We start from the raw sequence: 14,200 nt of genomic DNA, 5'->3' as shown, positions 1-14,200 counted from the left end.
GTTGTTCTGGTTGTAGCGCGTGATTTCCTTGGAGCTGACCGTCAGGTTGGCCTCGGGCGAGACGTTGATCAGGTCGATCTGCTGGAAAACCCGTCCCAGCGGCAGTTGCCCGTCGGCGAACTGCAGCTGGGTATCGGGCGCGCTCAAGGCCTGCATGGCACCGCCGCTGATGATGATGCGTTCGCCATTGGCGAAGACGAACAGCAGATCCACATCCAGTGCGCGCACATCCTTGATGGCACGGATGGAGATTTTCTTCAGGAACTCGGCGGCTTCGGAAAGCTTGAGGACGGTAGTGGTCATGGTGATTTCCCTCTCTTATGTATTTTGATATTTGGTATGGATGGTCTTCAGTGCGGAGTCATGGCATGGCGTCGTCAACCCGGCAGTACGGTGCCGGGATTGACCGTCACCTGGAACACGTTGTAATGCAGCCGGTTGGCATCGGCTGCGGGGGAGTTGTCGGCCTTGGCATAGGGGCCGCTCGGATCGGTCGTCCAGACGAAGTGGGAATTGAGGCCATCGATGCCGCCCGGCGTGGAGGTCCAGAAGTCATTGGCAAGCACATCCGTCGCGCTGCTAGTGCCGTTGGCCCCCTTGGCACCGGTGGCGGTGCCAAGGACGGGGTTCGTTGTCCAGGCGGTGCTGTCCTTGTCCAGCAGCCTGGCGCTGCCCTGCCCGCCGCCCGTGAGCAAGGTCAGACTGGATTGCCCGTTCAGGTTGCTGATGTAGGTAGTGGCATCCGCGCGATCGATCGTGCCGTTGCCGTCCACGTCCAGCATGTAGAGATTGCTGCCGGGGGCGACCTGGAGCAGCTTGGCGGCCGGGGCCGGGTCGGCGAAACCGGTGAAGGTGATCGGGCCCTTCACCGCAAAACTGCCTGGCAGCGCGGCAGCAACCAGTGTGCTGCCGGCGATGGACTCCGCATTGCCGACCCCGTCGGTGAAGTGCGCCACCGCCCGGATGTCCTTGCCGGCCAGGTCCGAGGTCACGACCAGCTTTGATGAATCGCCGCCCTGGAAGTGGGCGCTGCTGATGTCGGTCACGGCATTGGTCGTCTTGTCGGTGGCAGTCCACGTGAAGGTATAAGCACCCCCCTGTGGAACGCCATCCTGATCCTGGATATTGTTTGGTACGGCCGTCACGACCGTGCCGACCGTGCCGCTGCCGGACAGCGTCACATCGCCCGTGGCCGGATGATTGCCGGGATTGGGAACAATCATGAGTGCGTTGCTGTGTACGGCCTCCTGATGGCCATCGTTGTCCATGTAGCTGACATCCACGGTGACCTGCTTGCCGTAGTCGGCCTGCGTGATTTGATATTCCTTGTAGTTTTCCTGAGGACGCAGTTCCCCGTCCACGCGCCAGGTATATGTGACATTGTTCAGGTCGAGATCATTCGGGTCCTCGACGCTTGCATGAACCCAATTTCCCACCTGCAGTGCAGCGCCCTCAGCAACGGGGTGCTGGGGGTTGTTGGGGTCTGTGGAATCATAGGCAGCGATCGTCACGCTACCGGGCCGCTGGTCGGGACGAATCTTGAAGACCGGGGTCTCGATGGTGGCAGTCTTGCCCGCGAGGTCTGTGTAGGTAGCCAGCAGAGTCACCCGCTCATCCTTCGCGAGACGCTGGGGGACCGTGAAGTCCAAGGCCAGGGCACCCTCGATGCCAACCGGCATATGAGTGTCCCTGGTGCCCCACTTGTTGGTCTGCGGCCTGGTCGCATCAACACCATCCGCATCGTTCAACACGACCTGCACATGGTCGTTCCAGCGCAAGATCCGGTCAGCGGGATCAGCCATCTCAGCCGCAGAAAGCAACCGGCCATTGATCTTGACTGCAAACGTTCCCGGGCTGTTCTGCGCAAGCACTGCACTGGTCGGAGTCGAACTGACGGTATCGCTCACGCCAGCACCGTCGGTGTAGTGAACATCGGCCGTGATCGTCTTGCCACGGTCAGCCGCCTTCACCACATACGTGGGTGCAGTCTCGCCGGGCACTACCGTGCCATCCACGCGCCAGACATAGGACACGCTGGGAGCGACTACCGTATCAGGATCAGTCACGCTGGCAGTCAGCGTATCGCCGACCTGCGGCACACTGCCGCCAGCCGAGCCGCCGGAGAGGGTCACGGTTCCAGGCGTGTTGGTCGTGACGTGGAACACGTCGCTACCCGCGCCTTGATTGCCTGCAAGATCGGTATAGGAGCCGCCCTTGACTTGAATGCTGGGCGCCACATTGCCCGCGGCAGACGGCGTAAACGTCGACGTCCACTTGAGGCCGGTCCCGGTGGGCGCAGTCAAGGCGCCCAGCGCGCCGCCTGTGACGATGACGTCATCCGCAGTGAAGTCCGTGACTGCCTCGTTGAAGGTAAATTCAACATCGACTGGCTGCCCCGGATGGGCCGCTGCAGTTCCCGGTTTGAGTGCCACCGTGACCGTCGGTGCAACGTGATCCCAGATCGCTACCAGCGTACCGCCCGACTGGCTCTTCACCTCCACCGGGGTGCTGGTCTTGCCCGCATAGCGCTGGAGGGCCGTGAAGTTTTCATAGCGGCCATTCAAGCCGGAGGTATCGATCTCCACCATCTTGCTGGCGGTCTGTATGCCGCTACCGATCGTCACGCCAGACGTCCTGCTTCCATTCGGAGCAATCAGGTCGGCCGTGATGGTCAGCAGCGCACCCTGCTGGCCACCAGCAACGCTCAGCTGCAAGGTCTTGGCCGAAGTCGGATCGGATGGGATGGCCTGGGTCGCCCTGACGTCCGTGAGCGCCTTCAACGGTGCATTGTTGATGACTTTCAGGTTACCCACAGCGGCAGCTGAAACCGCACCATAGCTACCCGCCTCGCTTTGCAGGACCAGCTTGATGTCGGTGTAGAGGCCATTGGCCAGCCCGTTTTCTGGCGCGACGTCGACGAAATGGCCGTTATTCTTCACATCCCCCACCGTCGTCACCCGATAGCTGGAGACCGCAGAGGCGGAGCCGATCTGCTTGCGGCCCAGTACGATGTCGCCTGCATCGAAGGCGTTGTTACCGTTCACATCGCGGAAAAGCACGGCGATTTCACTATCCTGCCCATTGAGGAAATTGAAACGGGGCGTCTGGATGCTGGTGCTGTAATCGCGCGCAGTCTGACTGCCTGTGGTCTTGGCTCCGTCGGCTTGGGTGAGATAGCGGCCCAGTTCATTTTCGGCCAGCGTGTCCTGAATGTAATCGAACACCAGACTGGCCGCCACGCCAGTGGGTGCGACCGTGGAAATAGTCATCTCGCCGGACTTCGAGGTATTGCCCAGCAACAGCCCTTCGCTGGGGTTGCCGGTGGGACTGAACTGGCTCGCGCTCACGGCCGTGTAGGTGCCATCGGCCAATGCCGTCCCGCTCAGCGTCACCTTCTGGCTGGTGGCCGTGGCAGTGAACGTCAGCAGCGTGCGCACACTGCCGTTCCAGGTCGCGCTGATCGTGACAAGAGCCCCTGTTTGCAGCCCTTCCAGACGGAAGCTGGGCAACGTCACGTTGGTCAGGCCGTCCTTGTCGGAGAACCCGGCATCGCTGGCCGCGTCCAGCTGGAACAGAGTCAGCTTGGAAGGACGAGTGGCATCAACGGCGATGGGGTTGACCGCACCGAGGTTGGCGCTTCCAGCAGGCACGCCCAGGCTCAGGGCATTGCCGGCGAGGTCCTTGGCAGTGCTGGTGAAGCTGCTGATTTTTAGGTTGGAGGTGTTCTGCGCCTCCTGAACGGTGTACTGCCCCACAAATTGGGTCGGGTCACTTTGATCCAGCGTCAGCGTGGCCTCGCCGCCATTGTTCAGGCTGACTTTCATGGTGGCCCCCGGACGCAGTGCTTCGGAGACCTTGGCCTTGAGCATCAGCGAACTACCGATGATCAGCGTGCTGTCGGTGGCTGCGCTGAAGCCGGTGATGGTCGGCGCAGCATTGTCCACCTTCACGGCCGGATTGGGCGGGACCGCGGCGTAAGCCAGGTTGGCAGCATTGCCGGCCAGATCGGTGATGACGGCGTTGTGCAATTCGAGGCCGCCAGCTGCGACGGCTACGCCGGCCGGGGCGGCATCAGCAGGGCTCAGGGTGTAGCTGAACTTGACGGCATTGCCACTCTGGCTGTCGTAGGTCGCATCGTACGTAGCGGCCCCAACCTGCAGTTTCAAGGTGGGACTGCCGGCGCTGATATCGACCTGAACGCTCTCATTGAACGTCACCGTGGCCGTGAGCTTGTCGCCCGCGCGATAGAGGCCGCCGGTACCGCCGGCATCGGCGGCAGCGCTGACCACCACGCTGCTCACCACCGGCGCGTTGGTATCCACCTTGATGCTCGCATTGGGCGCGCTACCGCTGTATGCCAGCACGGCATTGTTGCCGGAAACATCCGTAATGGCCGCGCCCGCCAGCTTGAGGGCATTGGCGGGAATGACGACGCCGGACGGTTCGTTGTCGCCGGCCGTCACCGTATAGGTAAAGTAAAGCAGCTTCTTGTCATCTGCCGCCGTGCGATCCCTCAAGGTCGCCGTGCGCTCCTGACCGCCGATGCTCAACGAGAGGGTCGGCTTTCCACCGGTAATACTGATCTCGACCTCTTCGCTGAAGCGTACCGCCGCCGTCAGCACGGCCCCCGTCTTGTAGAGGCCATTCGCAGTGGCCGCCGCAGGTTCGATACTCGCAGCTTCAATGCCCGGTGCCACGTTGTCGATCTTGACATTCGCGTCACCAGGCTTGGCAGCCTGCGTCAGGGTGGCCGCGTTACCGGCCACATCGGTGATGCTGCTGCCAGCGGGCAGCTTGATGCCGTCGGCCGGCAAGGCCACGCCCGTGGCCGTGTTGTCGCCAGTGGCCACGACGTAGGTGAAGATGACGCTGCGCTTGTCTTCGCTCTGGCCGCTGAAGCTGGCCCGGCGCGGGGTCGCCCCCCCCCAGATCCAGGTCCAGCGTGGGCGTGCCGGTGACCACCACGGCCTCGCTGAATGCGACCGTGACGGTCAGCGTGTCGCCCGCGTGGTAGTAGCCCGCCTTGACCGGATTGTTTGTCTTGACCGTGGCGCTGAGGGCGCTGCTGGTGATGGTCGGGGCAATGATGTCGACGATCTGCGTCGCGATGCTGCTCTGGTTCTGGGTTCGGTTGCCGACCGCGTCGCTGGCCACAGCGAAGCCCGGCGAAAAGACTTGAACGTAATTCAATGAGACTGGCGTGTCCGACGTGGTGCTTGAGGCTGGCAGTTGCGGATCGACGGTCACCTTGTAGCGCTTGGTGGACGCATCCAGCGCAGTCACTGAGGTCACTCTGCCGTTCGTGGCAGTAAAGTTTTCTTTAAGCAGTACCCCGCCCTTGGCGGCATCCAGCGCTTCATTGAACTCGACGATGAAGTTGATCGGCCCGTTCTTCACCGGGCCGCTGGCCTCGGGACGCGCCGAGATGACCGGAGCCCGGGTATCAATGGCCTGGGTGGCCAGCGTATTGCCTGCCACGACCGGGTTGCCGGCGATATCAGCCAAGGGCATAGCTGCGCCCGGCTTGATGCTCAGGCTGACCACACCGGCGTCAACACCGGGCGCTGGAGTAACCTTGACCGTGAAGCTATTGGTGCCGGGGATTGGAACCACGTCAGTGATCGATCCATTGGTCACCGTGAAATCATCTTTGTTCGGCGCGGCCCTGAGCGCCTCATCGAAGCTGACCTTGAAATCGAAGGGCTGATTGGTGACGCTGTTCAGGCTGCTGCTGACCGCCGAAGCGACCGGTGCCCTGACGTCCAGCACGAACGTCTGGGCGACACTCTGCGCGCTGATGTTGCCGGCGGCATCCGTGGCGGTGGCAGTGACCTGGAACACGCTGCCCGTGATGCCGGCCAATTCGGCGGCAGTAGGCGTAATGATCTGCTCAGCGCCGGTCGCGATCACGGTCTTGGTATAACCGCTGCCGGTGAGATTGTTGATGTTCTTGACCTTGATGCTGATCGTGCTGCCGGCTTCAGCCTTCACGGTAAAGCCGCGGTTGGTAGCGGCGTCCAGACTGAACGTGGGCTGGCCATCCGTCATCGGCAGACCTGCCGGCAACACCACCGTCGGTGCCAGGGGTGCAATGGTGTCGATCTTGAGCGATTGTCCATCCACGGCAATGAACTTGCCGATCACCGTGCTGCCGGCCACATCTTCCAGCACCTGATCGGCGTTGAGCAGCGCGGCAGCGGTGAATACGCTGTTGAGCGCGCCTCTGTCGATGTCCTGTTCCACCGTGTACTTGAATTTCAGGATGGGGCCACCCAAGCCGCCAACGTACAGCGCTTTGGCGATCTCATTGGGCGTCGGCTGCGGTGCACCGTCTGCTTTTGCAGGAACCAGCTGCACGGCCAGTTGCGAGCTGACCTTCCCCTGCTTGAGGAACACGTCGCGACCAAAGTCGACCGAGACCTCGATGACGTCACCGACCTTGTAAAAACCCTTGGAGACTGCGGGCGCGGTACTGCTGATGTTGAGCTTGAGCGGGGTGTTGCCGTCAATCGGCTTCAGATAGGTAACCTGCAGGCTCTTGTCGCCGACGCTCTTGTTGCCGGCCTGATCGAGCACCGTGGCATAGAGGGTGTTGTCACCAGATTGCAAGATGGCGCTCAAGGTGATCCGGGCACCATTGTTCCCAGCAACGTTCGAAAGCGCCTCGACCTGGCCCCTGCCAAGCAGTTGCGTGTGCCCGGCATCTGACCAGAGCGAAATGACCGAACCAATCGTTCCTCCCGTCACGATCACGACCGGATGGGAGAGCGCGGTGATGTTATCGGTAGTAGTGCTGCCCGTATCGCGGCCCGTATCGCTGCCTGTGTCAAGTTGCACGTTGGTCGGTGCACTAGGTGCCTGCACATCCAGCACGAATTTGGCCGTGTCGCTATTGCCGGAGAACGTCAGGTTCTGCTGCTGGCTTTTATTGCCGGCTTTATCGAGTACATAGGCACTCAGTTTCAGCGGTACGCCGTCCCCGAAGTTGGCCTTTTGCGCAAACCTGTTGAGACTCGCCACGACTTCGGCTTTATAGCTGGACTCGGTGAACGTTGCCTCCCCCTTTTCATCAAGCCTTTCTTCCGCAAGAATCGCTTCGGCAAAGTTTTCGCCGGGACCGCCCGTACCTGTGAACGAGACCATCAACCTCACAATGGCGCCCTTGTCATTGACCTTGTCAAAAGGCTGCCCCGTGACGACCGAGAATTTCTGCGTAATTTTGCTGGTCCATACGGAAAAGCCGTCGTCAGGATTACTGCTGACAATGGCATTGAGCTTTTCCGGCATCGGCACGCCCGCACCTGATGCGTCCAGCGCCGGACGGAAGCCGTTGACAAACACGGGACGCTCGACCATCTCCAGCTTGGGATCGGCCGGCGGTGTGGTATCCACCTTGTAGGTGGTGTTCAATTGTGTGTCCACGCCAATGGCTGCGGCGATGTTGTTGCCGGGGACCGCATGGCCGTCCCGGTCGCTCCAGTTTCCGGCACCGTCCGGCGTGAACAGCACATTGCCACCGTCGGTATAGACGTAGCTGTCAGCGTGAAACTTCAATGCATTCACCGGAATGCTGATCTCGCCATCAAGGCCTTTGGTGGACGGCTTGGACGCATCTCCTGCCGCCCCCAGCCTGAGTATGAAGTGCAGTACATCACCACCGTTGGTGTTGCCCGAAGTCTCACAATCAGCCTCGAAATTGCTCCCCGCCAGTTTGACAATCAGCTTGGGAGCATTACCGCTCCAGGAGATCTTGTAGGGCAAGGCCAGTGCAATGCGCAGCGTGCTGGCTCCCGAATCGGCCATGCCGTTGAAGGTGCCGCCGGGCGGCGCCGATTCCAGTGCGATCTGCGCCATGTTCAGGCTGATTTTGGCCCCCGCGGCGACATAGCCCAGTGCGCTGCCAGTAGCACGCAGCTGGAAGGTGGCGTCGACATTCGGGGCCGGATCGTAGTAGCTGTCCTGCTCGCCGTCACGGCGGGTGACCGGCAGCAGGAAGATGGTCGCATCGGACGAGGAAGGCTGGGCTGGCCGGGTTCCTCTATTGCCTGCTCTGGCCGGATCGTCGATATGCGTGGGCACGGTCAGTTTGAAGAAGCCGCCCCCCTTGTTGCTGGCGTCATTGATGCTGTTGCGGACGGCATCGACATCCTTCTGGGTCAGGACATAGTCATAAGTGAAGATTTTTGCATTTTCGACGGGCTTGCCATCTGCGCCCAGGCGGATGAATTCGATACGCAGGCTATCTCCCGCCTTGACCGAATCGGCGGTATTGACCCTCAGCGTCAATCCGTCAGAAAAACTGACGGCGCTGATGCTTGCCGCCACCCCTGGCGCGGGGGTTTTACCGGCGGCCGGCTTTTCTGTCCCCGTATCGATATTGATGTAGGGCACCTGAGCGCCATTGGCACCCGCGCCATCTGCACTGGCGGCGTTGTAGAGCCGGAGGGCAGCTTCATCCAGGCCGACCGGCATCAGGGTCTGGCCATCCGCACCACGGACCGTGGCCGAACGGATCTTTTCCAGATTCAATACCCACTTGCCCGCTTGCTCTTCAAAGGCACTGGCCAAGAGCTTGAGCGCAGCCCCCAGCGCATCCTCGCTGGCCACGCCGGCGTCGCGCTGCGCCTGCGCCATACCCGCCAGCAGGCCCAGCGCCAGAGCGTAGTTCTGGCTGTCCGGCGTGAGGATAGGATTGCCGCCGCCACCCAGGAAGGTCGGCAGCAGATGCGCCAGGTCGCCCGCATTGATGCCGAAGGCCTTGGCCACGGCAGCATGGATGGCGTCGATGTTGGCGGCCGACAGATCCTGGCCGATGCGTCCCGCGGCCAGCGTGGTCAGCGGGTTCACGGTGAGCTGCTGGTCTGAGGTGAGATTGCCGATGATGGCCACCATGTCAGTGGAGCCCAGGGTCATCGGGCCGGCGACCTCATCACGCTGGTCCGCACTGCTGCCGGTATCGCGGATCACCACCCGCACAATGTCCTGCGCCGTGACCTGGCTCTTCTCGACCTTGATGCTCATGCGGCCATTGCGGTCCACGGTGGTCGCGCTGCCGATGTCCTGCCACTCCCCGCCCGTCCACTTCTGGGCAATGGCGCGCACCGAGGCTCCGGCGATGAAGATGCCGGCGGCCGGGGTCACGGTCAGTGTCCAGGTATTGCTGGGGACGGCCGGTGTGGTGCCTGCATCCGGCTGCGCGTTCGTGTTGCTGCTGCTGCTGCTGCCGCCACCACCGCCGGCGGCCGCCAGACCCAACAGCGCCAGCGCGCCACCGCCGATGGCCAGCGGCAGCTTCCAGTCTTTGCCGAACCAGCTCTCCATCCAGTCGGCGCCGGATTTTTCGCGCGCGCCGGGCAAGGGGGCGGCCTGGCGCAACAGTTCCTCGCCCACACTGACGGGAGCATCGGCGCTGGTCTGACCGGCACCGGTCTTGCTGCCGGATGAAGCGCTGCTGGCCTGAGCCAGCAGCAGGCGCTCATCGTCCTGCCGGGCGTTGCCGGAAAGTTCCTCCGTCCTCTCCTCCTCGTCTTCGTCTGCCTCGCCACGGCGTACCGACATGGCGGCGTCGGCGCTTTCCTGCGCGCGCGCGGCGGCCTCGGCTTCGGTCAGCGGGTCCATGTCGGCGTGCGGCTCGTCTGGTGCCGCATCCGTATGCTCCTTGCCGGGCTGGGCCGTCTTGATGGATTTTCCGGACTTGCTGGCTGCTGCCACGGTGGTGCGCCGGGCCGACGGCATGATCAACGGGAGCGGGGCAGTGCCCAATTGCTTGTTGCTGATCGGGTTGATTCCAGCCTTGTTTTGATCATTGGACATACGAAGCGCTCTTTCTCTGGTCTATGGAGTGAGTAATGAATGAAATAAGTGACGAAAACGCTGCACCAGACAGGCAAAGGCCAACATCACGTTGGCCCTTGCCGGGACAGCAGGTCAGGAATGGCTTTCCGGATCGGCACCTGAGGGTGGCAAGCGGTCCTGCTGGTCTTGCTGTTCTTCCGAGAGCCGCGGGTCCGGACTGCCGGTCGCCGAGAGTGTGGCTTGCGCCCTCGCGGCGGCATTCATGTCGACCTTGTCGATGCGGGCGATGATTTCGATCAGGTGCGGCTGCAGTTGCTGGCCTTGCTGCAGCAGTTGCGCACCGACGGTCTCGACGGCCACCTGCGTACTGCGCGAGCTGGTCTGCATGCTGCTCAGGGCCTGCCCTTGTTCGCGCTGTTCTCGCAGATTCGATTCGATCAGTTCGCTGAGCTGGCGCAGGTCTTGTCCCACGGCGGAGCGCAGGGTGTCCGCATGCTCGCGCATGGCCTGGCGCGCCAGTTCGGCCTCCTGGGTGGCGGCGGCGATCAGGTCGCTCAGCTTGCGCGAGACGCTGCGCTGGTCGTCGCTGGCTTCGGTCTGCCCCATGGCGATGCCGGCCAGGTGCACTTCCATGGCCCGTACGCTGGTCAGCAGGCCCTGATGCGCTTGCTGGGTGTCTTCGAACTTGTGGACCAGCGCACCGAGACGCTGCTCCATGGTGGCGGCAATCTGCTCCAGTTGCGGGCGATCCTGGGCCTGGGCGGCGGTGCGCTTTTCCAGTCCTTCCAGGCACTTCACCAGGGGTTCGCTGGCCTGGCGCATGCGGGACGAGGCCAGCAGGACGGCTTCGGTCTGCTGGTGCATCTCGTTGCGGATGCTGCGGATTTCCTGCAGCTGGGCTTGGGCTACGGAGAAATCGTTGCGCATCTGCTGTTCGTCCGGCTCACCGTTGGCGGGCACGCAAACGGCCTCGGCCACGCTCATGTACGCCGCTTCGGCCCGGTTGCACAGCACGCGCTGCAGCTTGCGGGTAGCCAGCAACTGCACGTTGTTGACGATGGATCCGCCCAGGCCCAGCAGCGAGGCGACGAAGGCGTCACCCATGCCGGCCAGCGGCGCGCTCATCTTCTGGAAGAACTGCGCCATCATGTCGCTGCCGCCCGAACCGGCCACGCCGAACAGGCCGATCAGGGCTGCCACCTCCTTCAGGGTCACGATCAGGCCGAGGAAGGTGCCGAACAGGCCCAGGCCGATCAGGGTGTTGGCGATGTACTGGGTCAGCGTGGTACGGCGCTGGATTTCCAGCGCGAAGCTGTCAGCCTGGTGCTGCAGACGCGCAGGATCATGGACCGGGGCCGTACCATCCTTGCTTAGCAGGTTCTGGAACAAGGTCCGCACTTCCAGGCCGGCGGGCACACCTGCCAGCGTATCATTCAGGTTGGCCAGCTTGACACGGCGGTCCTGGGTCTCGGAGGACTTGAAACGGCGGACCAGCAGACCGAGGTACTTTCCTTCACCCAGCAGACGCCAGGTTTGCCACAGGGTGAGCAGTTGGCCGATGATGGTCACGACCACCAGCAAGATGACGAAGTAGGGATTGGCCACGTGCTCCATCAGCTCTTTCACGCGTCCGTAAAGCAGGCCGTTGACCAGCATGTACATGGCAAATACGGCCAGCGTACCGATCATCGGCAGAAGATAAGCCGGATCGGGAGCAGATTGCTTGGGTAGTGAGACAGGTTTCATGGAATTTTCCTTGTAGTGGTAGTAGTGGGCAATCGATGGTGCTTACCGCTCCCCCATCGATTCCTGAAGAGTCTTGGCGATAGGCTTGACCAAGAAGGACAGGACGGTACGGGTATTGGCCTTGATCTCGACGGTGGCGGTCATGCCGGGCTTGACATGGATGGCACTGGCCTTCTGGCCCTTGAAGACGGCCTCCTCCAGTGCGATGTGGACGCGGTAATAGGGCACGGCTCCCTGGCGCGTTTCGTCCAGCAAGGTATCGGGGCTGACGTAGACGACCTGGCCCTTGAGGGTGCCGTAGATCGAATAGTCATAGGCATCAAGTTTGACGTTGGCCTCCTGACCGGCTTTGACATAGGCGGAGTCGGTGGTCGATACCTTCACCTCGACAATCAGGTTGTCCACCGGCAGGATTTCCATCACCACGTCACCCGGGCGCACCACGCCGCCAATGGTGGTGAGCTTGATGTTCTTGACCACGCCGTCAGCCGGTGCCCGCAACTCGGTGTGTTCCAGCACCTGGCTGCGGTCTTCCAGCTGTTCACGCTGGGTGTTGAGGTCTTCCTGCACCTTCGTCATGTCGACCAGGGCTTCCTGGAAATACTTGTTGCGCTTGTTGTTGATCTGGGCGCGGATGTCGGCCACGTTGCGCTGCAGCCGCAGGACGTCGGCGCGGCCGACGTCGCCGGTCTGCTCCAGGTTGCGGTTCATCTGCAGTTCCTGCGAGGCCAGGCCGAGCATGTCATGCAGGGCCTGCAGATCCTGGTCGATCAGGGCCTTGCGCTTGATGTAGAGGTCCTTCTGATTGGCGATGTATTCCTTGTACTCCAGCAAGTCCGGTTCGAACACCAGCGGCTGGCCGTACACCTCGGCACGCAGGCGCGCCAGGCTGATGCGCAGCGCTGCGACCTTGGCGCGGCTGTCGTTGAGGGAGGTCTGGATACGGTCCTGCTCCAGCACCATCAGCAATTGCCCCTGCTTGACGGCCTCCCCCTCCTTCACCAGGATCTGCTTGACGGGTCCGCCATCAGGGGCCTGCACCGACTGCGTACGGGAGACCGCAATCACCTGCCCTTGCGCGCGGGTGACCTGATCGATGTGGCTCAGGCCGGCCCAGACCAGCAGCAGCACGACACTGAGCATGGACAGGCGCAACATCCAGCGCGCCGAGACCAGGGAGTGATGGGGATCGGGTTTATTCATTTTCAAGCTCATGGTCATGGCGAACCTCAGGCGACGACGGCATTCCCCGCACTGGCGGTATCACCGCGCAGTCGGGCCAGGACGGCATCGCGCGGGCCGTCGAGCACGATCCGGTTGCCCACCACCACGATCACGCGTTCGACCATGGGCAGGAAGGCAGGCTTGTGGGTAACCACCACCAGAGTGCGGCCACCGCTGATTTCTTCATTGAGCACGCCCAGGCAGTGACGCTCCAGGTCTTCATCCATGGAGGCCGTGGGTTCATCGAGCAGGAAGATGTCAGGCCGGCACAGCAGCAGCCGGGTGAAGGCCACCAGCTGGCGCTGGCCACCGGACAGGCCGCGCCCGCCCTCCTGGATCGGCAGGTCCAGTCCCTTGGGATGGGCTGAGACCAGGCGCAGCAGGCCGGTGCGCTCCATCACCTGGCGCAGCACTTCGTCGCCGGGATCGGGCAGGCCGATCAGCAGGTTCTCGCGCAGGGTGCCGACGAAGAGACGGTGATCTTGCTGGAGATAGCCGATGTGCTGATTCAGCGTCAGGCGGTTGATGTTGGCCATGTCCAGGCCATCGATCAGGATGCGGCCTTGCTGCGGCCGGTACAGACCGGAGAGCAGGCGCAGGATGGTGGACTTGCCGGCACCGATCGGTCCGAGGATGGCGACGCGCTCCCCTGCCCTGATGCCCAGCTGGTCAATGCTCATGGCATTGAGCATGCTGCCTGCATAGGTGAATTTCACTTCTTCCACGCGGAACTCGCCGCGCAGGGTGTCCGGGGTCAGCTGGCGCTCGTTACCCTGATCAGTCTGCAGGGCATAGATCTTTTCCAGTCCGGCCAAGGTGGCCTTGGTATGCGCACGCTGCACCATCAGGCCGGGAATCATGGCCACCGGGGCCAGGATGCGGCCACCCAGGATGGAGCAGGCGATCAACGCACCCATGGTGATCTGGCCGTTGATGACCAGGAACGAGCCGACGATGACGGTGGTCGAGTAGCTCAGTTGCTGCAGCATGGCAGCGATATAGCCGGCATGGTCGCCGATGGCGCGCATGGCCATGTCGCTGCGGATGGACTCGGCGCTGACGTCGATCCAGCGCGAGAGGAATTTCCAGCCGCCGGAACCGGACTTGATGGTCTCCACCCCCTCCACCGTCTCCACCAGCAGGCCGGTCTTGAGGTTGGAGGCCGCCGCGCTCTTGTCGGCCAGGCGCACCACCTTGCGATTGGAGAGATAGCCGATGCCGATGGCCGCCAGCCCGAACACGGTCGGCACCAGCGCCATCCAGGGACTGGCGATGAAGGCGATCACCAGCACGAACAGCAGGCCCAGCGGCAGGTCGACCAGGGTGAACAGCGTCTGCGAGGTATAGAAGGAGCGAATTTGTTCATATCCGCGCAGTTGCCCGGGCAGGCTGCCGACGGAACCTGGCAACTTGGCCACCCGGACCGTCATCGAGC

The 14,200-nt window shown here is 62.5% G+C and carries 5 protein-coding genes and 1 pseudogene; all 6 read right to left on the bottom strand.

Annotated elements, in window-relative coordinates; all coding sequences use genetic code 11:
- Positions 1-303, bottom strand: a pseudogene (locus B3873_RS22750) (hypothetical protein); the annotation flags it as partial.
- Positions 304-377: 74 nt separating this feature from the next.
- On the bottom strand, positions 378-4,820 hold the full coding sequence (locus B3873_RS22745; protein WP_286869216.1) for an Ig-like domain-containing protein: 4,443 nt from the start codon (positions 4,818-4,820) through the stop codon (positions 378-380).
- Positions 4,756-9,390: an Ig-like domain-containing protein gene (locus B3873_RS22740; RefSeq protein WP_286869215.1), complete on the bottom strand. Its 4,635-nt coding sequence runs from the start codon at positions 9,388-9,390 to the stop codon at positions 4,756-4,758. Before B3873_RS22740 ends, B3873_RS22745 begins: the two co-directional genes overlap by 65 nt.
- 537 nt (positions 9,391-9,927) lie before the next feature.
- A complete protein-coding gene (locus B3873_RS22735; protein ID WP_286869214.1) occupies positions 9,928-11,541 on the bottom strand; it encodes a centriolin protein in 1,614 nt (537 codons plus the stop codon).
- Between the two features lie 42 nt (positions 11,542-11,583).
- Positions 11,584-12,744 carry an HlyD family efflux transporter periplasmic adaptor subunit gene (locus B3873_RS22730; RefSeq protein ID WP_286869212.1) on the bottom strand — a complete coding sequence of 387 codons (1,161 nt, stop codon included), beginning with the start codon at positions 12,742-12,744 and terminating at the stop codon, positions 11,584-11,586.
- A gap of 26 nt (positions 12,745-12,770) precedes the next feature.
- Positions 12,771-14,200: ATP-binding cassette domain-containing protein (locus B3873_RS22725; RefSeq protein WP_286869211.1), on the bottom strand; the 1,430-nt coding region annotated here is incomplete at its 5' end.

Source organism: Herbaspirillum sp. UBA812 (assembly GCF_002296545.1).
GTDB lineage: Bacteria > Pseudomonadota > Gammaproteobacteria > Burkholderiales > Burkholderiaceae_D > Herbaspirillum > Herbaspirillum huttiense.
This window is presented reverse-complemented; position numbering and strand designations above follow the sequence as displayed.